The 24,586-nt window shown below is 31.3% G+C and carries 21 protein-coding genes; 14 read left to right on the top strand and 7 right to left on the bottom strand.

Annotated elements, in window-relative coordinates; genetic code table 11:
* The first annotated feature begins 317 nt into the window (after positions 1 to 317).
* From IW20_RS20330 to IW20_RS20345, 4 genes are all read left to right on the top strand, one after another.
* Positions 318 to 569, top strand: coding sequence for a hypothetical protein (locus tag IW20_RS20330; RefSeq protein ID WP_035626802.1), 252 nt, complete (start codon positions 318 to 320; stop codon positions 567 to 569).
* A 72-nt stretch (positions 570 to 641) separates the two neighbouring features.
* On the top strand, positions 642 to 1,070 hold the full coding sequence (locus IW20_RS25595) for a hypothetical protein (protein WP_051886051.1): 429 nt from the start codon (positions 642 to 644) through the stop codon (positions 1,068 to 1,070).
* 159 nt (positions 1,071 to 1,229) lie between these two features.
* Complete coding sequence (locus IW20_RS20340) at positions 1,230 to 1,703, top strand: hypothetical protein (protein WP_035626803.1); 474 nt, start codon at positions 1,230 to 1,232, stop codon at positions 1,701 to 1,703.
* A gap of 30 nt (positions 1,704 to 1,733) precedes the next feature.
* Complete coding sequence (locus tag IW20_RS20345) at positions 1,734 to 10,904, top strand: Tc toxin subunit A-related protein (RefSeq protein ID WP_035626806.1); 9,171 nt, start codon at positions 1,734 to 1,736, stop codon at positions 10,902 to 10,904.
* Positions 10,905 to 10,984: 80 nt separating this feature from the next.
* Here the strand turns inward: IW20_RS20345 and IW20_RS20350 are convergent, their stop codons facing one another.
* Positions 10,985 to 12,016, bottom strand: coding sequence for a hypothetical protein (locus IW20_RS20350; RefSeq protein ID WP_035626808.1), 1,032 nt, complete (start codon positions 12,014 to 12,016; stop codon positions 10,985 to 10,987).
* A 343-nt stretch (positions 12,017 to 12,359) separates the two neighbouring features.
* On the opposite strand from IW20_RS20350, the gene IW20_RS20355 reads away from it, so the two are divergent.
* On the top strand, positions 12,360 to 13,784 hold the full coding sequence (locus IW20_RS20355; RefSeq protein ID WP_035626812.1) for an amino acid permease: 1,425 nt from the start codon (positions 12,360 to 12,362) through the stop codon (positions 13,782 to 13,784).
* 149 nt (positions 13,785 to 13,933) lie between these two features.
* On the opposite strand, the gene IW20_RS20360 is transcribed toward IW20_RS20355, so the two are convergent.
* From IW20_RS20360 to IW20_RS20385, 6 genes are all read right to left on the bottom strand, one after another.
* A complete protein-coding gene (locus tag IW20_RS20360) occupies positions 13,934 to 14,350 on the bottom strand; it encodes an acyl-CoA thioesterase (protein ID WP_035626814.1) in 417 nt (138 codons plus the stop codon).
* A 114-nt stretch (positions 14,351 to 14,464) separates the two neighbouring features.
* Positions 14,465 to 14,725 carry a ribbon-helix-helix domain-containing protein gene (locus IW20_RS20365; protein ID WP_035626816.1) on the bottom strand — a complete coding sequence of 87 codons (261 nt, stop codon included), beginning with the start codon at positions 14,723 to 14,725 and terminating at the stop codon, positions 14,465 to 14,467.
* A gap of 260 nt (positions 14,726 to 14,985) precedes the next feature.
* On the bottom strand, positions 14,986 to 15,336 hold the full coding sequence (locus tag IW20_RS20370; RefSeq protein WP_035626818.1) for a hypothetical protein: 351 nt from the start codon (positions 15,334 to 15,336) through the stop codon (positions 14,986 to 14,988).
* A gap of 36 nt (positions 15,337 to 15,372) precedes the next feature.
* Positions 15,373 to 15,852: a hypothetical protein gene (locus tag IW20_RS20375; RefSeq protein ID WP_035626820.1), complete on the bottom strand. Its 480-nt coding sequence runs from the start codon at positions 15,850 to 15,852 to the stop codon at positions 15,373 to 15,375.
* A 23-nt stretch (positions 15,853 to 15,875) separates the two neighbouring features.
* The gene (locus IW20_RS20380) at positions 15,876 to 16,280 is read right to left on the bottom strand and encodes a hypothetical protein (protein WP_035626823.1); all 405 of its coding nucleotides are present in this window, start codon (positions 16,278 to 16,280) and stop codon (positions 15,876 to 15,878) included.
* Positions 16,277 to 17,014 carry a hypothetical protein gene (locus tag IW20_RS20385; RefSeq protein ID WP_035626825.1) on the bottom strand — a complete coding sequence of 246 codons (738 nt, stop codon included), beginning with the start codon at positions 17,012 to 17,014 and terminating at the stop codon, positions 16,277 to 16,279. The genes IW20_RS20380 and IW20_RS20385 overlap by 4 nt, the downstream gene beginning before the upstream one ends.
* Positions 17,015 to 17,206: 192 nt before the next feature.
* Between IW20_RS20385 and IW20_RS20390 the strand changes: the two genes are divergently transcribed.
* The 9 genes from IW20_RS20390 (at position 17,207) to IW20_RS20430 (ending at position 24,437) form a co-directional block, all read left to right on the top strand.
* Positions 17,207 to 17,689: an energy transducer TonB gene (locus IW20_RS20390; RefSeq protein WP_051886055.1), complete on the top strand. Its 483-nt coding sequence runs from the start codon at positions 17,207 to 17,209 to the stop codon at positions 17,687 to 17,689.
* A gap of 268 nt (positions 17,690 to 17,957) precedes the next feature.
* Positions 17,958 to 18,764: a hypothetical protein gene (locus tag IW20_RS20395; RefSeq protein ID WP_035626827.1), complete on the top strand. Its 807-nt coding sequence runs from the start codon at positions 17,958 to 17,960 to the stop codon at positions 18,762 to 18,764.
* Between the two features lie 175 nt (positions 18,765 to 18,939).
* Entirely contained in the window at positions 18,940 to 19,266 is a 327-nt protein-coding gene (locus IW20_RS20400) for a WG repeat-containing protein (protein ID WP_035626829.1), read from the top strand.
* 360 nt (positions 19,267 to 19,626) lie between these two features.
* A complete protein-coding gene (locus IW20_RS20405) occupies positions 19,627 to 20,016 on the top strand; it encodes a hypothetical protein (RefSeq protein WP_165571465.1) in 390 nt (129 codons plus the stop codon).
* A 275-nt stretch (positions 20,017 to 20,291) separates the two neighbouring features.
* Positions 20,292 to 20,990: a hypothetical protein gene (locus tag IW20_RS20410; protein WP_035626831.1), complete on the top strand. Its 699-nt coding sequence runs from the start codon at positions 20,292 to 20,294 to the stop codon at positions 20,988 to 20,990.
* A gap of 280 nt (positions 20,991 to 21,270) precedes the next feature.
* On the top strand, positions 21,271 to 21,792 hold the full coding sequence (locus IW20_RS20415) for a leucine-rich repeat domain-containing protein (protein ID WP_035626834.1): 522 nt from the start codon (positions 21,271 to 21,273) through the stop codon (positions 21,790 to 21,792).
* 428 nt (positions 21,793 to 22,220) lie between these two features.
* Positions 22,221 to 22,736, top strand: a complete 516-nt coding sequence (locus IW20_RS20420) for a hypothetical protein (protein ID WP_035626836.1) — start codon at positions 22,221 to 22,223, stop codon at positions 22,734 to 22,736.
* Between the two features lie 428 nt (positions 22,737 to 23,164).
* On the top strand, positions 23,165 to 23,326 hold the full coding sequence (locus tag IW20_RS26795; protein ID WP_240478519.1) for a hypothetical protein: 162 nt from the start codon (positions 23,165 to 23,167) through the stop codon (positions 23,324 to 23,326).
* 280 nt (positions 23,327 to 23,606) lie between these two features.
* Positions 23,607 to 24,437 carry a hypothetical protein gene (locus IW20_RS20430; RefSeq protein WP_035626840.1) on the top strand — a complete coding sequence of 277 codons (831 nt, stop codon included), beginning with the start codon at positions 23,607 to 23,609 and terminating at the stop codon, positions 24,435 to 24,437.
* Positions 24,438 to 24,586: the final 149 nt, after the last annotated feature.

Below are 24,586 nucleotides of genomic sequence, written 5' to 3' on the forward strand. Positions count from 1 at the left end.
GATAGCGCGGATTTACAATCCGTGCCCACAAGTAAAACATATTAATAATTAAACTTAAGAAAATGAAGTGCAAAAAACATAAAATAATGAATTCAGAAGATTAAGATTTAAAACCAATTAAACTAATACAAAAATGAGCTAATATCAATTGATTATTGTAGAATGATTAGGCATAATGCTAATAAAAAAAAATCTTCTTTAATCTTTTAGAAAACAGAATAAGCTAAAACATTAATAAGGCATAATTATATTCTTAGTGGAATACTTGAAAATCAATTTTTAAATAAAAGGAATCAATTAACTTAAATTATTTAGATATGAAAACAAATGAATTACAAAACAATGCCTTTTTTACTGTCTCACTTGATGGTATAAAGCTTACAAAAGAACAAATTAACAACATCGACAAGGGAATAAAACGTGTTGTTATGAGCGAGATTGCGCAAATAGATCATGAAGGAGATTTAATTGTGAACAGAAAATTAGAATTAAACCCACGATTAAAAGGGCTTAAGCTTCCTATACTTTTGGGTATTTGGATGGAACCATTCAATAATTTGCGAAAATGAACTATTGATGGTTTTTAATAATTAATCACTCTTATCAGGACCAGTGTTCTGATAAGAGTTAAAATAGAAGATATGGAACCTACTACTAATTCTACACCAAAGGAAAAACAAAATTTAACTTGTCCCAGTTACGTATGTAAACCCGGAGCGAAATTATATGGAATAGTTAACGCAGATGGTCTTATCGACTATCTAAAAGAACCGATAGAAATTGATGAGACTTTCATAGCTACGGCTCTTAAGGGCAGAGAACCGGAAAAACGATTTCGATTTTCTGGTACATGTGCCAAATCTGGTTGTAAGCAATGGGATTCAGGAGAACATGAATGCGGACTTATTAATTCTGTAATCGATGTTATTGGTAATGATGAATCGTCAGAATTACAATATTGTGGAATCAGGTCTAAATGTAGATGGTATGAACAAAAGAAAGGCCTTGCTTGTGCTCAGTGTAATGAGGTGATTCGGGATATAGAAATGAAAATTATTGGGATTGATTGAGATAATCGCTTCAAATAACTGATTTTATAAAACTGTCAAAATTCTAAAGTTTTGGTTTTTTCGATAGCACGGATTCGCAATCCATGCCACATCAAAGTATTTCTGCTAAGTCTAATGATTTAGGAAAAATTAGAAAATAATTTTAAAAAGTTGAAAATTATGAAACCTACAAACGACAAAAAAACACATCAAAATACACTACCCGTAAATGACAAAATATTTCAGGCAGTATATGATTCTCCTTCTTCATTACCAGGAAAGCAAAAATGGATAACAAAAGAGGAAGACGTTCGCATAATAGAAAAATTATTAGGTATGCCGGACAAAACAATTGGCGCCCCGCTTTGGGTAAGTGGAGATAATAAAAAATGTCCAAAATGCAAACGTGAAATCAATTGGCTAGATATTGTTTCCTCAGCAGTAGATGGCATTCATGCTAAAGAAATGATTGCACAAGTTATTCTTGGCGAAACCAAATTTGTAAATATTGAAGTTCCAAATGCTATAGCAAATCTACATTGCTTTAAATGTAAAACCGCTATTGAAAACCTTCGCAGTTTTAAATGCCATAATTGGGCTTATGCAAAACCAGCTTTGCTTAGAGTACTGCAGGAAATGGAGAGAAAGCAATAACTGATTCAGAAAACATATAATAACAATATCATGGCAACACAATCTGACAACCAAGATCCAAATAAAAATAAACTCAATTTTTTTAAATTTGATTTAAAAGCCGGAAACCAACTCAAAGCATTCGATGCTATTTATAAAATACATCAAGGCAATTGGGATGAGGTAAAAAGTGAACTATCCAAAGACAAAAGTTTTACACCGGCAATAGTAAAAAATCTTGAGTTTACACACTACTTGTCTAAATGGAGTAATGACAATAAAGCTGTTGTTGAGCTTTTTCAGAAAGATGATAAGGTGCTTTCGATGCGTGATATTGCTTTGAATTTTAATAAAGAGGCTTTTATCCAAAAAATAAAAAGTATTTCGCCAGCAAAATCAAATGAAGATAAAAAAGCATTTGCCATCGATTTGCATCATAAACTTTTTGAATTTGAACCTACTGCGGTTGTCGTAAACATGATAAAAGACCCACAAGTAGCAGTATTAAATACAGCAGTGGGGGCAAAAGTGGCTACATTATTAGAAAAAAATCCAGATTTTAATATAAGAACTACCTCTGTATATGAAGTATTCAAAAACAATAAAGAATTCAAAAAAATTCCTGATGATTTGCAACAACCTATTCAAACGGAATTAAAAACTTTACAAAGAATTGTTACGGTTAGTCCCATAGCCGATGCTATTCCGGTTTTGTACGATGCCAAGCTCCATACAGCATTTCAAATTTCGGATATACCGCCTGCTCAATTCAAAACCGCATTGAGTGGTAAAGGATTAAATGCAACAATATTGCAGCAAATTCATACCAATGCGCAGCATTTACGTGTACGAAATGAACATGCCTTAATAGCGTTAAAAGAAGCCAGTCAGAATACTGGTATTGATATGATTGATAAAAGCATACGATTGGGTAATGGTTCTGAAATAAAAAAAGGGCTGGGAGCCATGAAGACAGAAAGTAATGCCATTGCATATTCTCCAGAGGAAGCTACAAAAGAGATTATAGAAAAAAATAACTTAACATGGGATATGCTTTTTGGCGATGCAGATATTTGCGAATGTGGCGAATGTACTTCCGTATATAGTGCTGCGGCATATTATGTAGAATTATTACAGTATTTACGCAACAACAATCTTGATTCTTATGCTGAGGGCGATGTGGCAATAAAATCCGATCCTAAAAATATTTCCGGAACTCCGTTAGAAAAATTATTTAATCGTCGCCCAGATTTAGGCTGTTTGGAATTGACTTGTAAAAATACCAACACTATTTTACCTTATGTTGATCTGGCAAATGAAGTCATGGAAAGTTATGTGGCATTCAAACATTTAAAACCTTTTAATGTAGCCGATGAAACTAGTAGTGAATTGCTTGCAGAGCCTCAGCATACAGAATATCAGGCGTATTGTATCTTAAAAAATGAAGTATACCCATTTACACTACCATACCATCAGCCAATTGATGCTACAAGAATATATTTGGATTATTTAGGAACAAGTCGTTATGAAGTAATAGATACTTTTAGAAAAAACAATAGTAGTAACAATGCAGAATTAACTCAATTAAAAGATGAAGTTTTAGACAGGGCTTCTGATTCTGAATTTTTAAATATTACTAAAGAAGAATATATCATACTCACAAAGGAATGCTTTGAAAGTAAAGCCCTGATGAATAAGCTTAAAAATAAAACATTTACAGATTCTGAATATCAAGAATTGATTGGTGTAAAATCTGTTGGTGAATATTATGGCTATGATGATGATGCAACAATGTTGAGCGATAACGGGCTCACCTTAATTAAAAAAGAATTTTTACGACGTACCGGAATTGATTATTTCAACCTTGTAGATTTACTTAAAACAGAATATATCAATCCATTTTTACCAAAAGGGAAATCGAAAAATATAACGGAAAGTCTACATTTTAGCTATCGTTTTTTACAAAATTATGCTAAAATACATGGTATTGATAAAATGGCTGAAGATTTGGTGAAATTAGAAAAATTTGCTGATTTATTGCCAATGATTAAAGATCAGATAGAAATACTAACAAACAAAAAGGTACTAAGCTGTCCTGATACATGCAAAGATAAAGTAGAAATAAGCGACAAGGATATTATATGTTGGGTGAAATGTCATTTTGAGAAAATAGGCAAAATGATAGTCATAGAAAGCGGTAGAGGATGCGTGAATGGGAAAATACTGTTTAAGAATGATAAATTATTTGATAATGATTTTGGCATAAGGGTTGAAAATTGCAAGATACTTTATGATACAGAAAAACAAATACTTCCACTTGGTCAAATTGATAAAAAAACAGGAAAAGTCACTTTTTTGAATGAAAATGAAGAAGCGGATCCTAAAAGTTGGGAGCAAATAAAATTTGTAGGTGACAAGGGCGAAAAAGGCCTATTCTTAATAATAGATGGAGAGGTGTATCTCATTTTCTTAGAACAAAAAGACAGTTGCGATTTAAATACAGCGCTACTTCAGCATTTAGATGGAACACCACTCACTGCTGACGAGTATGATCGTATACATCGTTTTATACGCTTGTGGAGAAAATTAGATTGGACAATTGATGAATTAGATAAAGCAATTATTGGATTAAGTATCCAAAAAACAGTAAACAATGAAGATGATTTAAGCGAAGATGATTCTATTTGCGATGATTGTAATGATGAATGCGACAGTTCTGACTGTGATGAATGTGATTGTGATGACTGTAACGAAGAATGTCATCATGATTATGATATTTCAACCACCCTAATACATCAATTGGTAGCTGTAAAAAAACTATTAGATAAAACAGGAATTGAAGTAATAAAACTACTAGCTTTTTGGACAGATATTAGTGCAGCAGGTGAAAACTCTCTCTACAAAAAACTTTTCTTAACACACAATGTGTTAGGAATTGATAAGGTTTTTAAAGCCAATGCAAATGGTAATTATCTTACTGTAAACACTACAATTACCGAGCATTTTCCGGTATTAATGGCAGCTTTAAATTATTCAGCCGATGATTTGCAAACTGTTATGGAAGCTACAGACATGACAGATGAATTGACCTTCAGTAATCTATCAAAACTATATCGCTACCGATTGCTTTCAAAAGTTTTAGGCTATAAGATTCCTGCATTTATAGACATCATTCCTTTATTAGGTAATATATTTAATGATGCATACAGTACACTAGAATTTATAGAGAATTTATCCAAAATAGATGATGCGGGCTTTACACCACAAGAACTCAATTATATCATTAGAGATTTTGACGATACTAAAAAACCGTTTAAACCTACGCAGAAATCAATTTTAATTTTAGCAAAATCCATATACGATGGGTTAAACACCATCGACGAAACACAACAGGATTTAAAGGCTGATGTCAAAATTGAAAATGCAGCATTACAACAAATCAATATCAAAGAAAAAGCAACGTCAGAATTTGTAAGAGCTAAAGCAAGTTTACTTTTTGAAACAGATATTGTTGAAAAAATCATCGGCATATTAGAGGGTAAGAACATATTTATAATCAATGCTCCAAAAAACATAGCGTTTACTTTGGCAGAAGAGAAAACACTTCAGAATAAATTAAAATACGATAAGATAAATGGTAGTATCCAAATCACAGGGATCTTAACCGAAGCTGAAAGCATTGATTATAAAGCAATCAGTAACGACCCAGATTGGATATCTGCATTGATTAAGGTTGAAAAACAGCAGAACAAGCAATTCAAAGAATTATTGTCTAAAGTTTTTGATACTGAAAAAACAAAAACAGCCGCTCAAAAAGAAGCATTAGAAAAAATAATTAAAACAGGTGACATAAGTTTCCCTATTGATAAAATACTTGATGGAGATCCTGATATTAATACAGCTCCTCAAAAAAGAATAGCTTTTTTAGAAATTTTCATGCCTTATCTGCGTCAGGAACTGAGTCATCGTTTTATTGTAAACACTTTGTCTGGCATAGTAGGTTTACAACCTAATATTACTGATATATTGATTACTGATATACTAAAAATAAGCAATATACCAGTTTCGTTATTCAGTATTTTTGAAAAAATAAAAGAAAGCAGCAAGCCTGTTGAAAGCAATTGGAATGGATACTTAATTCCGTCATCAACTGCAACATATACGTTTGTTGTTAAAGAGAGCAATGTTCAACCTATACTTAGTATTGATGGAACAACATTGAGTTTTACCGTTCAGGAAGACCCTACAAATGAATGGTGGAGTAATGATATTGTACTCCAATCTGGTAAATTATATAAATTGTCAACTATTGGAGTCGAATTAAAAAATATCTATTGGAGAACAACCGCCTCAGCCATTACAGCTGTTCCATCATCGGCATTAATTCCTGACTTTGCATCTAAGCAATGCGAACCAGCATTAATAGCATTAAAAAAAGCAGCCATGCTGATCACTGGTTTTGATTTAAGTGCAGATGAAATTCAGTTTCTGGAAAAAAATAAAGTTCATTTTGATAATCTGGATTTTAATAAGTTAACATTAATCCATTGGTTGCGATTGGAGGCATATACCAGATTGCGAAACTCTTTGCCTCAATCTGAATTTAACATACTAGAATTTTGGGACTGGACTTACAATCCATTATCTGATGTAACATCATTGAGCTGTAAAATTGCTGAACTCACAACTTGGAAAAAACAACGAATTGAGAAGTTAATTGCAACAAATCATTTCAATATAGCACAACTACAAGATTACAACAACGAAAAAAATCTATTAAAACTGCAGTCAGCTCTAGTTGTTGCCGATAAGATAAGTGTAGATATCGATTTGCTTTTTGAATGGGCAATTCCTACTTCTAAATTCAATAAATGCAGAGTAATTGCCGATAGTATAAAAAATGCTATTCGTGTCAAATACAACCAAACCGATTGGGAACAGGCTGTAAAACCATTGAGTGATAAACTGCGTAATAACCAGAAAGAAGCCTTAATTGGATTTTTGTTGCAACAACAAACATTGTTAGATTGGGGAGTAACGGATGCAGACAGCCTATTTGAATATTTTCTGATAGATGTTCAAATGGATGCTTGCATGGAAACTTCACGTATTAAACAGGCATTATCATCGGTACAATTATTTATACAACGTTGTTTCTTGGGATTGGAAGAAGAATACAGCGGAATCGCGCCAGATATATTAGATAGAGAACGTTGGGATTGGATGCAGCGTTACAGAGTTTGGGAAGCCAATCGTAAAGTTTTCTTATATCCCGAAAATTGGATCGAAAGTAACTTACGAGATGATAAGAGTCCGTTTTTTAAAGAATTAGAAGGCGAATTACTGCAAAAAGACATCAACAAGCAAAATGTCATTGACGCGTTAAAATCCTATCTCTATAAAGTCGATGAAGTGGCTAATATGGAAGTAGTAGGCTTGTATATTGACGGTACAAAACCAGCAGAGTTAAAAGGAAAATGGACTACTGGAGCAAAGTTGCATATTTTCTCACGCACACGTAATGCACCTTACTTTTTTTATTATCGTTATTTGGCATTGGATAAAATGAACTGGTATCCATGGGAAAAAATGCACGTGGATATACCGGGTTATGATGTGGAAGATAAAGATGGGAAAGTTACCGATAATGGTTGTTTCTTAACACCTGTGGTGTGGAATGGACGTTTGCTGATTTTCTTTCCTCAGATTGTAAAAAAAATAAAACCAGCTAAAACTGGTGATGATTCAATGAAAACTCTTGGGGATACAACAGTTAACAGTAATTTGCCCGTAGAATATTTTGAAATAAAAATGGCATGGAGTGAGTACCGAAATGGTAAATGGACACAAAAACAATTGAGCAAAGATGTTTTGGATACAAAACCAAAAAGTGTTGGCCTTAATATTCAGTGTTTTAAGTTTGTTCCTGTAATAAATGAAAATGAAATACTGATAAATGTAGATGATCTTAAAGATGATCTTAAAGACTATTTTGGTACATTTAAATTTGAAGGTAATACCATTAAAGTAGCATCAGCGATAGGAACTGTACCAATTCCAATTCCAATTGATCAGTTTAATCAATCTGAAGGAAAAATGTATTCATGGCAGCTCAATAGCCCAACTTTTGCACGTCATCTTGATTTTTCTTTTAATGAAGAATCATCAAAAGAAAATTTAGTTTGGGATAATGGAAGTTCAAATACGGTAAAATTCCATCATTCTTTTACACATAAGCTAATGGGTAAAATTAATTCTGGGAAACTGGAAGAATTTTTTAATTGTAATCTAAAAATAGTTGATAAAGAAGATGCATTTGGTTGGTCAGACCATGATGGAGATGCAAGTACACCCGAAATATACAATGAGCTCAAACGTCCTTATTCTTTATACAATTGGGAATTGTTTTTGCACACACCAATGATGTTGGCAGATGCATTAAGTAAATCGCAACAATTTGAAGATGCTATGAAATGGTATCATTTTGTGTTTAATCCTATTGCTGAAGGTTCTGATGATAAACGTTTTTGGCAATTTGCTCCCTTTAAAGAAACAGACAGCCAAAGAATTTTGGACAATATTTTTAATAATCTCAAACCAAATAAGGCTAATCAAACTATAAGCGAATGGCGTGATAATCCTTTTATGCCACACTTTGTAGCTCGTAACCGTCCGGTGGCATACATGAAATGGGTCGTAATGAAATATATCGATAATCTGGTAGCATGGGGCGATTATCTATTCCGACAAGACACTATAGAAAGTATTAATCAGGCTACACAATTGTATATTTTGGCCATGCATATTATGGGACCTCGCCCCATGATTATTCCAAAGCGCGGTATTACAAAACCGCAAACCTATATTGGTTTATTAGACAAATGGGATGCTTTTGGGAATGCCATGGTAGAGTTGGAATTGGCAGCTCCATTCAGCAATCAAACTCCCTTACCTTTTGGGGCAGTAAATGGCGAATTGGCGTTTGCAAATATATACGGTTTAGCTTCTTCACTTTATTTCTGTATCCCGAACAATCCTAAACTTATGGGCTATTGGGATACCATTGCCGATAGATTATATAAAATACGCCATTGTGAAAATATCGAAGGAGTATTCCGAAAATTACCATTGTTTGAACCACCAATTGATCCTGCATTATTGGTAAAAGCAGCGGCACAAGGATTGAGTATTGCCTCAGTAATAAATGATTTAAATACTCCAATGCCTAACTATCGTTTTTACTATTTACTCCAAAAAGCATTGGAATTGTGCGGAGAATTAAAATCTATGGGAAATGCTTTGCTTTCCGTAATCGAGAAAAAAGATAATGAAGCCATTGCACTTATCCGTTCCAGACATGAAAATGCTATGCACAATCTGGTAATGGAAATTAAAAAATTGCAACTGGAAGAGGCACAGAAAAATATGGATGGTCTGGAACAGAATCGTAAAAGTCCAGAACATCGTATGAAGTATTACCTAAAATTAATAGGAGAGGACTTAGGCAAAGTACCAGGATTGGATGCTGAATTTGCTGAAATTGTCAATAGCATTGAAGCACCTGTAGATGAAAGCGGATTGAAACTTATACCTTTTGAGAAAGAAGATATGGATAAGGCCAGTGCTGCTGCCGATTGGCAAACCGGTATTGGAGTAGTAGAGACATTGGCTTCGGTTTTTCATGCATTGCCAACGATAAATGGTCACGGAACACCTTTAGGAGTAGGGGTTGCTGTATCTTGGGGATTTCCTAACTTGGCAAATGCTACATCAGCAGTTGCTAGAGGTTTACGAATTTATGCAGATCATCTTTCTTACCAATCTTCATCAGCTGGTAAAAAAGGAAATTTCAAACGTGCTTTACAAGAACGAGTTATGCAAGCTAATGCTGCAGGTTATGAACTAAAACAAATAGACAAGCAAATAACAGCTCAAAAAATTCGTATTGCCATTGCCAATCAGGAAATTACCAACCAACAAAAAATGATCGATAATGCACTGGAAATAGAAGATTTTTTAAAAAATAAATATACTAATGAAGAATTGTATACCTGGATGCGCGGAAGCCTTAAAACATTGTACCATCAGGTATATAGTTTAGCACATGAATTGTCTAAAAAAGCAGAAAAAGTATATCGCTTTGAGCGAGGAATAAGTAATTCTAATTTCATACAATCAGGTTATTGGGATGCAGGACGAGATGGCTTACTTGCTGGAGAACAACTTTATGTAGGATTAAAACAAATGGAAGCAGCTTATCAGAACGAGCGCGGGTATGATTATGAAATCACAAAACATGTTTCTTTATGCTTATTAAGTCCATTGGCACTTATCCAACTTAGGGAAACAGGCAAATGCGAGTTTGAAATACCCGAAGTATTATTTGATATGGATTATCCCGGGCAATACAAGCGTCGTATCAAAACGGTATCAGTATCAATGCCATGTATTGCAGGGCCGTATACAGGAGTTAATGCTAAATTAAGCTTGTTAGAAAATAAATTCAGGAATAATGCAATAGGCGGTAAGACGTACGAAGAGGATACAGAGGATACCGATAATCGTTTTAGTACCTACCGAATCCCGATTAATGCTATTGCAACAAGTACTGCCCAAAATGACAACGGTATGTTTGAATTGAATTTTAAAGATGAACGTTATTTGCCATTTGAAGGCGCTGGAGTTATCAGTAAATGGCGTCTTGAATTACCAGAGATTCGTCAATTTGACTATGCGACAGTTACAGATGTTATTGTACATATTAGATATACAGCCAACGAAGGCGGAGAACGATTAAAACTAAACGCTACAAAAACCGTATTTAAACAATTAGAAAATATTAAACAACAATTAAATCAAACGGGTTTACATTTGGCTCTAAATATGAAACATGATTTGTCAAATGAATGGCTTTTACTCAAGAAATCAGGAGTAGTTGAATTGAATATTGACAAAGTAAGATTGCCTTATTTAGCACAATCTATTGATTCAGCACATATAGAAGAAGTTATGTTTTTAGCAAAAGTTAAAGACAATCCGGTTAGTTTTGTGCTTACTTTAGATGAAACCGAAACAGTAAATCTTTCCAAAGTAAATGAATTGAATATGTGTAGTGGCATTAATTCTGCTATTAAACTAGATATCCCATTTAGTTTGTCAATTCAAGATACCGATAAATTAAAATTGGAAGAATTAATCATGGTAGTGAAATATAGTTTTTAAAGCTAAATAATTGGATAAAAATAGCAAAGCCCAATTCTTGGTAGAATTGGGCTTTTGAGTTTGTGTTTATTTTTAAATTTTTACAGAGGACTATTTTCAAATTTTATTTTATTCAAATCAATAGTATCAGCTTCCTGTATATTCATTTCGTATGATATTTCTATTTCATGTGTAGATACAAATTCTATTTTTTTATCACATCCTGTAGCGCAGGATTCTACAGCAATCGGAAAATATAATTTTTTGTTCTTGTCATAACCTATAATGTTATGGCGAAAATAAGTAACAATTTTAAAATCAGTGTTTTCAATGACTTGATCATTATCATAATTACCATTAAATTGAAATAAATTTTCAGTATAATAAGTGCTTTTTAGAACAGTAGGATAAGAAGGTTCTGTAGTCTTAGGATAATTATCCGAATGCCATTTTTGCTCAAAATTCTTATAATAATTAATATCTTTTTCCTTTTCGGATGGATTGTAAACCCATTTGCTTTTTTGAGCAAACTGATACAATTCTTTTTTAATTGTAGGGTTATGATCTAATGCTGTATTTTTTATAAATTCACCATCAACAGCATTATCAGATCTTAAAGTAGGTTCTCCCTCATATTTTAGGGTATAAAATTTTAGGGTATTCATGTTTAACATTATAAAACTCAAATATAATCCAGGGTCACCATTCCCTAAAGGAGATTCCATTAATGCAAATAGAAAATAATCTATATTTTGAATCTTTTTTCTTAAAAAAAGTTGCTCGTCGATCGTGACATGATTGTAATCACTTATTAGCAAAGTATCATTCTTAATTAATTGTTGGATTCCCTTATTCTTTTTATACTTCGAAACTATCAATATATTTTTATCACCTGCAAGCAAAAAATTATCCTCATCGCTAACTTCGCTACCTGATATTTTAATAATTTCGGTATTATCCTGATTGTTAAAAGAGAATAAAGTAGTTGTCTTTTTTACTTCGCTACTATCTTCTGGAGTGTTTTTATTTTCTTTCTTTATTTCCTTGTTAGAAATTTTTTCATCTTTTTTACAAGAAGTAAGAGAGATGAAACATAAAAGAATTATAGCGAGTTTGCTTTTAATTATTTTCAATTAGTTTTCAGTTTAAGGTTATTGGTAAAATAATTTTTAGAGATTAGATTAAGGCATCTTAAGTCAAATATACATAAGTATTTAAAAAAAACTTATTTTCAGTATTTCTTTAAATTTACTATTAGAACAGAAAGATGAGTAGGGGATTGTCTTACCTACGAAGAACATTTGTTAATCAATCCTTTATGATATTATTAAATAATGATTTGATAATATTTATTCCGTTTATATGATTCTTTATCTGAGTTTTGGCATATTATATGCTTTGTAGGATTCCTTTTTTAACTTATATTCGCTTTTTATACATTTGTGAGTACATTTAACTTATTTAAAAATCTAATTTGTGAAAAAACAACATGAAGACGCACAAGAAAATCAGCTAAAACGTGGGCTGACTAACCGTCACATCCAGTTAATTGCCTTAGGCGGATCTATAGGAACAGGTCTTTTCCTAGGTATTGGTCCAGCAGCTGTATTAGCAGGTCCATCAGTTATTTTAGGATATGCTATTGCTGGAATTATTGCTTTTTTTATTATGAGACAACTTGGCGAAATGGTTGTCGAAGAACCTGTATCAGGAAGTTTTAGTCACTTTGCCTATAAGTATTGTGGTTCTTTTGCTGGTTTTGCATCAGGTTGGAATTATTGGATTTTATATATTTTAGTTAGTATGGCTGAACTTACAGCCATTGGTGTTTATGTACAGTTCTGGTGGCCAGAAATTCCGCTTTGGGCATCCAGTTTATTTTTCTTTCTGGTTATTAATGCTTTAAATTTTGCCTCCGTAAAAGTGTATGGAGAAACTGAATTTTGGTTTTCGATCATAAAAGTTGTCGCAATTATTGCCATGATCCTTTTTGGTACGTATTTGCTAATAAGTGGGACAGGAGGAGAACACGCTACGATTCATAATTTATATAACGATGGAGGCTTTTTCCCTAAAGGATTCTTCGAGAAAACTCCATCGGGTAGTTTTCAAGGACTATTATCAGCAATGGCACTTATTATGTTCTCTTTTGGAGGGTTAGAACTAATTGGGATTACCGCTGCAGAAGCCGAAAATCCAGAAAAAAACATTCCAAAAGCTACAAATCAGGTTATCTATAGAATCCTTATATTTTATGTAGGTGCATTGGTAATTTTATTTGCTTTGTCGCCTTGGCAACAAATTACTACAGATAGTAGCCCATTTGTAATGGTTTTTCAAAATCTAAACGGAATGGAATTTGAGCTTTTTGGCAACAAAATATATTTTACACGCCTTATTGCTAATGTGCTTAATTTAATTGTATTAACCGCAGCGCTATCAGTTTATAATAGTAGCGTATATAGCAACTCACGTATGTTATACGGTTTGGCAGATCAGGGCAATGCTCCTAAGTTTTTAATGAAGCTAAACAAACATTCGGTGCCAATTAATGCTATTTTAATATCTTCATGCTTTGCAGCTATTTGTATTTTAATAAATAAAATAATGCCAGAAGAGGCTTTTAGTATTTTAATGTCTCTGGTGGTGTCTTCTTTAATTATTAACTGGGTTATGATTTCTTATACGCATTTAAGATTTAGGCATGCAAAAGACAAGGAAAATACAAAAACGAAGTTTCCTTCCATATTTTATCCAGTAAGTAACTACATCTGTTTTGTGTTTTTATTTGGTATTTTATCCATCATGTGGATGACTGATATGAAGTTATCTGTAGAATTAATTCCTATTTGGTTAGGTATTCTTTTTATATGTTACAAAGTTTTTAAAACCAAAAAATAAGTAGTTTTTACTATATTAAAAAAGGCATTGATTATCAATTTGTAGTTGATTTTCAATGCCTTTTTTAATTCTAAAATCATGTTTACCTATAAAACACAGTATGCTAATTTTTGATAAAGCTAAATTGTAGTTTAACTTTATTATAGTTGTTAAACTTCTAATGAAGTCGCATCAGCAAAATTTGCTTTCAACTCTTCAGGCAAATAAGGTCTTCCTCCAGTTGCAGGAATACAAGTTCCTGTAAATACAGCTGAAGCCATTATTTTTCCGTTTTTTATTATCGATTGTTTAAAATGCAATCTTGGCAATCCTTGAGCATCTGTATATACAGCACAAGTCACATCAAAATTATCATCTTTTTTGAGTGAGCGTATAAATTTGATTTTATACTCTGATAAAACCATAAATACACCATTTTCTGCCTGTTGAACAAAATCAAAACCCAGAATCTCTCTGATATAATCATGGCGGCATTCCTCCATATAAAAAGGGTAATATAAGCCATCCATAATGCCTTGTACATCTATATGTGCATCTGCAACGGTGTAATTTTTTGAGTATTCCATAGTATTGATTATAAAGTTTTAATTTTCATTGCAAAAGCAAATATTTTGGGATTATTGCGGTCTAAATTTCTAAGGAAAAAAGATATTCTCGACAAATTGAACTGTTTTAAAAGTCTAGCCTTCCGATAATGGTAAATTAGGCAGATCTTTTTTTAATTCGGCTAACATTTTTTGTCTAGTTTGTTTCTTTGCAAAACCGCTTTTTTCTCCCTTATCTATTTTAGCTCTCACAAACTCATAGTATTCTTCTTGTGAACGAGCTTGCTTAATCAAATAATTAATAGCTTCACTTTTACTACTAAACTCTTCTGTATTAACCTGATTTTTTAGCCATTCTTCATTAGGAGCAGTTAATGATATACTTTGTCGTGTCATAAGAATATAAGTTTTTATATTGGTGAAAATTTACATCAAAATTTTGAAATGGAAAAAATATTTAAACGGAATAGTTTTCTAATTATTGAATAAGTTATTTGTAAATATCTGATAGTCTGTGTTTTTTATGATGAAAAAAGTACCGTTAAGCAAATTTTTGAGACAATAAAGTTGAGGAAAGTTTTTTTAATGCTTTAAAACCGAATAGATTTATGGTAATAAGAAAAGTAGTTAATCACGAAACCCCATAATATTAGTGTTTAATTCTTCTTTTTTTCTAATTCAAAATGTTCCGTAGAGATAGCTCGAGTGGTGTAATTCCAAACCAGATTCATGTCGTCCAGGAATTTATTCCGAACATAAATAATTCCATTCTCTTCAATATAATCTACTCTGGAATCATCTAAAATCCATTTTATATTCTTATAGTAACTTGGAGAAATCTCATTTGGTTTCGCAAATTTAAAGTAGTCATTTTGAAAGAATACTATTTGGCGATTGTATCCTTTTGAAATTACCGGCTGAAGCTCTACGTATCTATTTTCCCAATAATAGTAACCAGAAAACAAAAGAACTAGAGTAGCTAAGGCTATGTATATTTTCTTTTTCATTATTCTATTTTAATGAATACCTTAATGAAATAATATTTAATTCTCTTTATTTCCTTGATTTCTAAGGAATTTAATAGAGTCTGTCTTTATAGTTTTTAAAATAGAATCTATTTTGTTTCTCCGAAAATCTGTACGGTTTCTGATTCTAATAAGATATAGACTATCACTTTCTCTTTCTTGTTTAAAATACTTTGTAGAGATAGCTCGAGTGGTGTAATTCCAGACCATATTCATGTCGTTTAGAAATTTATTTCGAACATAAATAATTCCATTTTCTTCAATATAATCTATTCTGGAATCATCTAAAACCCATTCTATGTTCTTATAATAACTTGGAGAAATCTCATTTGGTTTAGCAAATTTGTAAAGATCATTGTCAAAAAATGTTATTCGGCGAGTATATTCTCCTTCTGCTGCAATTACTGGCTGAAGTTCTACGTATCTATTTTCCCAATAATAGTAAGCCAAAAACAAAAGGATTAGAGTTGCTAAGGTTATGTATATTTTCTTTTTCATTATTCTATTTTAATGAATACGATCTAGTTTTTCTTTATTTTTGCATTTTTATTAAATATATCTTCTTCCTCTTTCTGTTTTATCCAAGTAAGATCATTAGTTTTATTGGTGTAATTCCAAATCATTTCTAAGTCGTTCATATATTTATATTTAATGTAAATCACACCATCCTTAACGATATAATTGCTTATCTGATGATCTAAAACAAATTTAATATTCTTATAAAAATTTGGTGGGGTTTCTTTTTTTTCAGCGATTCGATAGAAGTCATTTTGAAAAAATACTATATTACGATTAAACACTTTAACTCGGTGTACATCATCATTTAAGATTACTGGCTGAAGTTCTACATACCTGTTTTGCCAATATAAATATGCTGAAAATAAAACTATTAGAATCACGAATGTTACATAGACTTTTTTTTTCATTTATTTTCTTTTAAATTAATATTCAAACCGCCTAAAAAACCTGATTGAAAGGATTTGTCAAAACTTTGTTGCCATTCACTTTTCATATCAAATGGTTTTGCTTCACAGTATTTTTCTACTAACAAAGCATCTGAATCTTTAACATAACCAAAACTAGGAATATAAGCATTAGCCTCTTTGTGCCAATTGTAACTGTCCCACCAAAAATGTTTTATTATGCCAGTTACTAAAAAGTTGTTTTTCTTTTTAGTAATCTTAAAATAACAATGTGAACTTAAAGTACTGTCTCCACTCGCATAATATAGTTCTCCAAAAATACTACCTTTCACTTGGTGTTCAAAATGATCATCATATTTTGCAACATCGCCTTCTTCTTTTAAAGTTTTTCCATATTTTTCAAGCATTTCTGCAAAACGTTCAAGGTTTAAATTTTCTGCGGCAATAACTTCTTTTTGTTTTCTCAACCAGTTAAAATCAATATTTTTTGTAAACCCAGATCCGTCTAACCACCATTGTAAACAATCTGCTGCCATATTAAAATTTCTTTCCCTTGCTTTTTTAATCATTTCAAGGTAATTCTTTTTTAACATTAAAGCTTTTTCTTTTTCGCTCAGCTGAAGATAGAAGCTGCCAGCTTTTGGACTTCCTTGTTGATTCCAAAAAGGATCTCCAAATAAATTTTTGTACTCTGAAGGATCTAAATTAGTTTTTGGTTTAAAAATATCTTCATTCATATTTTGTAGTTATTTGTATCTCTCAAATATGAGATATGCAAATAACTATCATGCTGAAAATAAGGTTTAAGAATATCATTAAAAGTCTAAAAAGTTTCGTCAAAATTTAATTTAACTGTATTAAATTATTTGACTTCAAAATGGAATAAATTTTGTTTTTTTACATATAAATTCTCCACTAAAGAAAAAACTATGATAAGAAATTTTTTAATAGCCATTAGTTTTTTATTGTTATTGAGCTGCCAAAATACTACTGTTCCGGTAATGGCAAAACCAGATTCTGAAAATATCAAAAAGACTGTGCCACAACAAACAATAAAATTAGAAAAGCATCACGATAGTAAGCCAGAGGATAATGAAGTTTATAATACTTCTGCGGTAGAAATTCTCCCAAAATTTCCAGGAGGTATTGAAAAATTTCATGCTTTTTTGAAGAAAAATTATATTATTCCAGAAGAATTAAAGGATGATGAAGCTTCTAGAGGCGGTGTTTTTGCAACTATAAAAATTGAAAAAGACGGCAGTTTGTCTGAAATAAAAATTATTCGTGATTTTGGTTACGAAACAGGAAAAGAATTAGAAAGGGTTTTAAGATTATCTCCAAACTGGATTCCAGCAATCAAAGATGTAAATCCAGTACGATGTTTATATAATATTCCGTATTATGTTCAATAATTAATAATAACTGTTGTTTATAATAGTTGTCTTCAGAATTATTGAAAGGACTGCTTTGCAAAGTCTCTCGACTTCGTACTCGTTCCGATATTCTATAATGTGATGTGTTGTTGATTTGTTAAGGAAATTTCGCATTCTTAAAAACACGAAAAGCTCTGTTATAGTACTACTGTTTTACTATATTTGTTTCTAACCAAATGGAAGTTTTTCACAGGCTGACATTACCTGCTATCTTGAAAAGAAAAACCGAAAAACTAAATACAAAATAATGACAAAAACTTTTTACCTATTATTCTTTATTACTCTTTTTTTTAGTTGCAATTCCCCAACTGAATTTATAATTCCAGAAAGTTTAAAACCTGCTGATGATTTTTCTACAAGCTTTATAAACAAAGTTATAAAAGGTCAATTAGAAAGTTCTTTTTCTGACATTGAACCAACTGTTCTAAATGAAAAAACTAAAGAATTCATAACAAACGCAAATAAAAATATTAATGGAGGAAATTTAAAAACGGTTAAAGTTGTTGAATATAATTGGAAAACAATGTTCTCAACAAATTCAGAAAAATTTACCCAATACAATTTGGGTTACGAATATGAATTTGAAAATAAAAACATTTTATTCAGAACTAGTATTGTTGAGAAAAACAATAAATTTTCTGTTGTAATGTTTAATGGTGAAATCCTACCTGGAAAACTGTCAGAGCTAACAAAATTTACATTTGAAAACAAAACGTTTGTACATTATACATTCTTAATTTTTACAATATTAATTCCTCTTTTCATAATTATAACTTTGGTTTTTATGTTAAAAAGTAGAATTACTACAAAGCAAAAAGTAATTTGGAGTTTAGTTATATTATTTATATGCTTTCCAAAATTTGTAATTGATTGGAATAGTGGACAAACTAATTTTTCTTTTCTAAATTTTAGTCTTTTGGGAAGTAGCTTTACCAAAACAACTTTATATTCAGCTTGGTTAATTTCATTTAATATTCCAATTGGAGCTTTAATATATTGGTTTAAAAGAAATAGTTACTTAATAGCCGAAATAGAAGACGACAAAACGGAGTAAAAAAACGGATGGTAACAGCTACTACAGCGGATTCGGACAATTGGCTTAATTTAGTCACAAACTCGCTGTAGTCGTGGAACGTTAGGGGTAAGAGGACGACTTTGCAGTTAGAAATGATTGACTCTGGAATTGTTTTACTGTAGGTGACTGACCATAAATTTAGAAATCAAAAGCAATGAAAGTAAATAAAGTTTTAACGATAAATTTATTGTTGGTGATAGTGACAAGTTTGAATTGCGTTTTGGCACAAACAAGCGCACCTATCCCTGTTCAAAAAAACGGAAAATGGGGGTTTGCTGATGATAGAGGGAATATCGTTATTGCTTGTGAATACGAACAAGTAGGTTCTTTTAAAAATGGCCTTGCTATTGTTTACGATAATTGCACAACAGTTCACCCTTACGGCGAAGATGTTAATTCCTCTTATCATGAATGTAAACAAGGTATTATCAACACGCAAGGGAAACTAATTATTCCAATCAAATATAACGTTGGGCAGTAATCCAAATTCGCTTAGCTGACAAATGGGGATTTTATGACACACAAAACGATGTTCTGGTAGAACCCCAATTTGATAATTTTTTACAACCGCAATTTCAAATAAAGGAAACTGAAACTGATCAATTTCTAATGACTAAAACAGGAAATGAAATATGGTTGTGGAACAAAGCTACAGGAAAGAAATTTTTTTTAGGAAAATATGATGAAGTACGTTCATTAAAAATAGATAATTTGCTTGAATATTTCAATAGATTTTACAAGTAAATTTATGGAAATTCGTGCGATTGGAGACAAAGAGTAATTTAAGAAAATACTAATCAACAGACACAATACAAAGAAAAATATGGTGACTAGAAATTTTATGCTGATTATAGTACTGATTTTATCTGTTTTGCCTTTACAAGGACAAACGCCACTAAATAGTATAAATACAACAGAAAAGATAGAAAAGCAAGCTGAAGCTCCCATTTATCGATTATTTCCAACTGAAAACTATTGGACTTTTATTAAATTGGATACTCGAAATGGAAAAATGTGGCAAGTACATTTTTCTATAACGGAAGATGGCTACGAAGGTGAGTTAGTATTAAATGCAGACTCACTTGTATTGATGACAGAAGAAGTAAACGGAAGATTTACACTTTACTCTACAAAAAACGCATATAATTTCATATTACTTGACCAAATGAACGGGAAAACATATAATAAAAATGCTCGATGCAGTAGAATTAATGAGAGAAAGGGGAGTTGAGAAAATTAAGAAAACGAATCAGATTGATTCTGTAACGGAATAAAATAGAATCAACGCTAAATGTTTTAAGATATACTCATTAATTTTTTTTATCGCAGAGTTCACAAAGATTCTCGCAGAGTTCGCTTTACACCAATAAAAAATCTGCTGAATCTGCGTGCTTGTTTTTTTGCCACAAAGCAACTCCAAAAGTTTATATCGATAAAAATTTTTCAACTGACTACGATTACATAATTTTGTAATGTACGAAGCAACTCGCTTTTTAATATTATACGATGAATAATACATTTTCTGGCAGCAGCCAAATAGGAGTAGTATCTACTTTTTCGGATCTTGTACATACCAGTTTCAAGGGAGAAATGAACGCACTATGCTGGCACAGAAATCTGGATGGCGATTTTAATGAGATTGTAGCACAGTTATCTCTAAAAGAAAACATAACCGAAGTTTTTCCTGAAGATTTAATCGCTCTCCAACTATCAGAAAAGGGGAGTATAGCAAGGGAAATAATCTTAAATGATTTGCAATTATTAGCTGACTTTGGAGCTTCACCGTCTCTTAATTTACTGAAGTGTTATGATCGTGATGATGAATTTGATTTCATATCTACCGATGTGTATTCGTTTCATGTAGATCGTTCGCCCATTGCAACAGATACTTTTTTATGTACCTATCACGGAGCAGCAAGCGATATTGTTTCTAATTCGCAGACGGAACAAAAAATTCTAATTCCTGAAATTCGAGCAAAATTAAAAGAGTTGCATGATGAACCAGAAGAAGATTTCGAAGACTTCTTGAAGGAAAATTATTTTGATTTGCATTATCAGATAAATGAGGGTGCAGAACCAATTAATTTAGGGTTAGGGAATCTTTGGCGACTGGCGGTAGATCATCCAAAACAAGAAGTACTCCCTTGTATTCATAGGGCACCAATAGAAAATGATGGCGAATATCGGTTGTTGTTGATTTGTTAATGAACTATGTTATATAAAATATTTAACTGCTCAAGAAGAGATGATAATGTTATTATCAGTAGGATGATTCAGGAAGCTTAAGAAATAGATCTTTTACTTTTCTTGTAACAGGAAAGTAGAATAATTGATATGGAAATGTTTTAGATTCTGTTGTGTCTGGAGTTAAGTTTTTGAGTTGACTTTTCTTTAATTTTATTACATTTATAATAAACTAGATGATTAATTTACTTTAACACAATTGATTATTTATATCCTGAATATTTTTAATTAAACAAAAGCAATGAAACTCAAAGGCGAAGAAAAAACATTTTGGTGGCATTTTTGTCAAATCAATGACTCTAAAGATATTCCTCTAGAAGTGTCTGTAGTTGCCGGAGTAGATGATCAGGACTATAATGACGATTATTTTGCAATGCTTACTGACAAAATAAAAATCATTCATTCTATATACCTAAAAGATACTGCCATTACAGATGAAGGTGTAAAACATATCTCCAAAGTGCAGCAGCTGAAAAGCCTCACGCTCATGAAACACCCGAAAATTACAAAAGCTAGTTTACCTTACTTAAATCAACTTACAGAATTGGAATATCTGGATATTTGGCGAACGGAGATTATTTTGGAAGATTTGGTTGCCCTGAATCAATTGAAAAATCTAAAAAAGGTTTATGTTTCATCTTTAGCAGAAATTGATGATTCTTTTCCTGAGCTCGAGAATGAACAGATTTTGGAACAGATAATCGTGCTGGAAGAACTGTTTCCTGATTGCACATTCTATGTGGATCATAAAGAATATCGATAGGAATTAAGTAAATTTAGTTTGTTACTGATTAAATAGCTCAAAAAATATAAAAGAAGCCCATTTCTAATGAAATGGGTTTTTCAGTTTGTGAGCTCGACGGTAAATTTTTCAAAACATTTCATGTAGGATTTGAAGAAATCGGTATACCGCATTTAAGGTGCAAAAAAGGTTGTTTTTTTAATCTTATAGCTGATATAGTCAAAAGTACCTTAATGTGATGTTTTTATGCCTTTTTATAGATATTTTTTTATCTATCCTTGTGCTCTGTTAAACAAATAGAATAATGAGATTAGAATTAGATGGATTCTTAGTACTAGTCTCATAAATAACCTTTGCGGGGAAAAGAACAGTTTTAGGAATTGTTTCATGCAATTTTGATATGCAAAAGGTTAGCTTAATTATTAGTATAAACAATTAAATAAATACTTATGAAAAAAATGATGAATTTAAAAAGAAGAAAGTATGCTTATGCATCTATGTTTGCCAGTATTCTATTTATGTCTGTTTCTTGTAGTTCAGATGATGATGTTCAGATTGTACCACCTGTGCAAACTCCTGGTCAAATAATAACTTCTACCAGATGGCAAACTACTGAAGTTTTTGTAAATGGAGGAACAGAGAATAAAATAGCTGATTATCCGGGTACAGTTAGTGTTTCGACTTGGAAATTGGCAGCGGGAGAAACCAATTCAGGTACATTTGAGTTTAGAAATGTAAATGACCCTGAGGGAACTCCAAGAGCGCAAGGAGCTTTTGAGTTAAGAGATGGTATCCGGATATTAACTTTTCCTAATGGTAGTACCGCATTGGCAACCATGACAAGGCTTGACAGTGGAGTTAATGAATATACACAATCTCTTCCGGAGCAAGTTAACGGAGTTCCGGTACAACCACAAAATATGGTTATTGTACGTGTAATACACAAACCTTATCCTTTGAAATAATAAAAAAAATAACTTGTAGTAAATTATTTCAAAGTTTTATTATCTCATTTTAGCTACTTAAGTAGTTAATTATATTAAAAAAAGCCGCCTAAGTTAATTTTTAGGTGGCTTTTTGGTTTTTTGTACATACCAATATTAAAGGAGAAATGAATGCATTATGCTGGTAAGATATATTTAACTTAATTTTGTTTGTATTAAAACATCTTTTAATTGATTAAACCTAAGATAAAATGATAGGGTAATCATCATCTTTATAAAGCTTAACATATGAAAATGTACATTATCGTGAAAGATAATATTCCAGATAAAATGGTTCCAGTAATATCAGCGCACGCATCATTGGCTTGTTACAAAAAATTTGAAGAAAATGAGAAAATGAGAATATGATACAATGGATAAATGGGATATTTAAAAAAGTCGTTTGCCTAGTGAATGAAATAGAATTTGAAAAACTTAAAAATGAAACTGATTTTGTAGTGCTTACAGAATCTTCACTTGACAACAAGGAAGTTTGTTTGGCATTTTGCCCTAGAGAGGAATACTCAAAAAAGTTTAAGTTTCTAAAAATGTGGACACCACAAAACATCTAAAATAGAAAATATTATAATAATCTGCCTGAAGAAAAAAATAAGGACTCTGTATTTAATCTACCAAAGTATCGAAGAATTTGAACAAATTACTAATTATAAAAACGTAGCTGGTAATGGGGAATAGATATGATAAGTTGCATTCTTGAAAACAGAAAAAAACTGATACAATACTAATGTTTTTTCTATATTTGTTTCTAACCTAATGGAAGTTTTTGCAGAGACTGACCTTGTATGAGAGTAATACAAAACGGCGTAAAAAAACTTTTAAATATCTTAAAATATGAAATTAAAATTACTATTATCTTTATTATTTATGACTCAAATATCTTTTAGTCAAAAAAAAATAACCGACTTAGAGAAAATGAATTTGAAAGGTGATATTGTCTCAATAAAAACAATCGAAAAAAAGATGCCTTCAATAATAGTAGAAGGCTCGGATTTCAATTCTCGTAAAGAAATTAATTTTTATGTTTTTAATAAAAATGGATATATAATTGAAGAGAAAAGTATTGTAAGAGATCAATTTGATTCAAAGAAAAAAAAGTATTATAACTCTTTAAACCAAATATCAAAAGTAGAAACGTATGATTCAGAAGATAACCTTGAATTAGATAAAAATTTTGAATATGAATACGATAATAATGGAGAAATAAATAAAATCACATATTCAAATAGCCCAAGTGTATATAGAAATGAATTAATAAAAAAGGGAAATATTAAAACATTTATACGGTTTGAGTTTAATGATGAAAAAGTAGAGTCAAAAACCTTTGAAAGGATTGAAAATGAAAAAGGAAAAGTAATTGAAGATAATTATTATATAAGAGATAAACTTTATAGTAAAACTTTGCAATCATATGATATAAAAGGGCTGTTGTCAAGAAAAAAATATTCTCAATATTGGAATGGAAAAGAAACTATTAATATTGAAGAATATTTATATAATAAAAATAATGATATAATTAAAATCACAACACTTGATGAAAATAATAACATTGTTAATGAAGAAAATGTGATTTATGTTTATGATAAAAAAGGGAATTGGATTCGAAAAGATTCTCAAGGATCTGAAATAATTACAACAGAAAGAAATATAGATTACATAAAGTAAGCCGATCATCAAAAAGTTAAATCTGAGTATTGTCAAATTAAAAATCGACTAGAAATTAAACTTAATGACATTTTAGATGATAAACAAAGTATTGAAAGACTGTTAAATGTGTGGATTGATACACTACTACAGCTGAATTTTAGTTACAT

Origin of the sequence: Flavobacterium hydatis, assembly GCF_000737695.1 — a bacterium.
Classification (GTDB): Bacteria; Bacteroidota; Bacteroidia; order Flavobacteriales; family Flavobacteriaceae; genus Flavobacterium; species Flavobacterium hydatis.

Excerpts from the sequence above, each read along its gene's own strand:
- IW20_RS25595 (WP_051886051.1), top strand. The coding sequence starts at position 642 with ATGGAACCTACTACTAATTCTACACCAAAGGAAAAACAAAATTTAACT.
- IW20_RS20430 (WP_035626840.1), top strand. The coding sequence starts at position 23,607 with ATGAAATTAAAATTACTATTATCTTTATTATTTATGACTCAAATATCT.
- IW20_RS20395 (WP_035626827.1), top strand. The coding sequence starts at position 17,958 with ATGACAAAAACTTTTTACCTATTATTCTTTATTACTCTTTTTTTTAGT.
- IW20_RS20380 (WP_035626823.1), bottom strand. The coding sequence starts at position 16,280 with ATGAAAAAAAAAGTCTATGTAACATTCGTGATTCTAATAGTTTTATTT.
- IW20_RS20365 (WP_035626816.1), bottom strand. The coding sequence starts at position 14,725 with ATGACACGACAAAGTATATCATTAACTGCTCCTAATGAAGAATGGCTA.
- IW20_RS20385 (WP_035626825.1), bottom strand. The coding sequence starts at position 17,014 with ATGAATGAAGATATTTTTAAACCAAAAACTAATTTAGATCCTTCAGAG.
- IW20_RS20330 (WP_035626802.1), top strand. The coding sequence starts at position 318 with ATGAAAACAAATGAATTACAAAACAATGCCTTTTTTACTGTCTCACTT.
- IW20_RS20420 (WP_035626836.1), top strand. The coding sequence starts at position 22,221 with ATGAAAAAAATGATGAATTTAAAAAGAAGAAAGTATGCTTATGCATCT.
- IW20_RS20345 (WP_035626806.1), top strand. The coding sequence starts at position 1,734 with ATGGCAACACAATCTGACAACCAAGATCCAAATAAAAATAAACTCAAT.
- IW20_RS20405 (WP_165571465.1), top strand. The coding sequence starts at position 19,627 with ATGCTGATTATAGTACTGATTTTATCTGTTTTGCCTTTACAAGGACAA.
- IW20_RS20360 (WP_035626814.1), bottom strand. The coding sequence starts at position 14,350 with ATGGAATACTCAAAAAATTACACCGTTGCAGATGCACATATAGATGTA.
- IW20_RS20390 (WP_051886055.1), top strand. The coding sequence starts at position 17,207 with ATGATAAGAAATTTTTTAATAGCCATTAGTTTTTTATTGTTATTGAGC.
- IW20_RS20340 (WP_035626803.1), top strand. The coding sequence starts at position 1,230 with ATGAAACCTACAAACGACAAAAAAACACATCAAAATACACTACCCGTA.
- IW20_RS20370 (WP_035626818.1), bottom strand. The coding sequence starts at position 15,336 with ATGAAAAAGAAAATATACATAGCCTTAGCTACTCTAGTTCTTTTGTTT.
- IW20_RS20375 (WP_035626820.1), bottom strand. The coding sequence starts at position 15,852 with ATGAAAAAGAAAATATACATAACCTTAGCAACTCTAATCCTTTTGTTT.
- IW20_RS20415 (WP_035626834.1), top strand. The coding sequence starts at position 21,271 with ATGAAACTCAAAGGCGAAGAAAAAACATTTTGGTGGCATTTTTGTCAA.
- IW20_RS20410 (WP_035626831.1), top strand. The coding sequence starts at position 20,292 with ATGAATAATACATTTTCTGGCAGCAGCCAAATAGGAGTAGTATCTACT.
- IW20_RS20400 (WP_035626829.1), top strand. The coding sequence starts at position 18,940 with ATGAAAGTAAATAAAGTTTTAACGATAAATTTATTGTTGGTGATAGTG.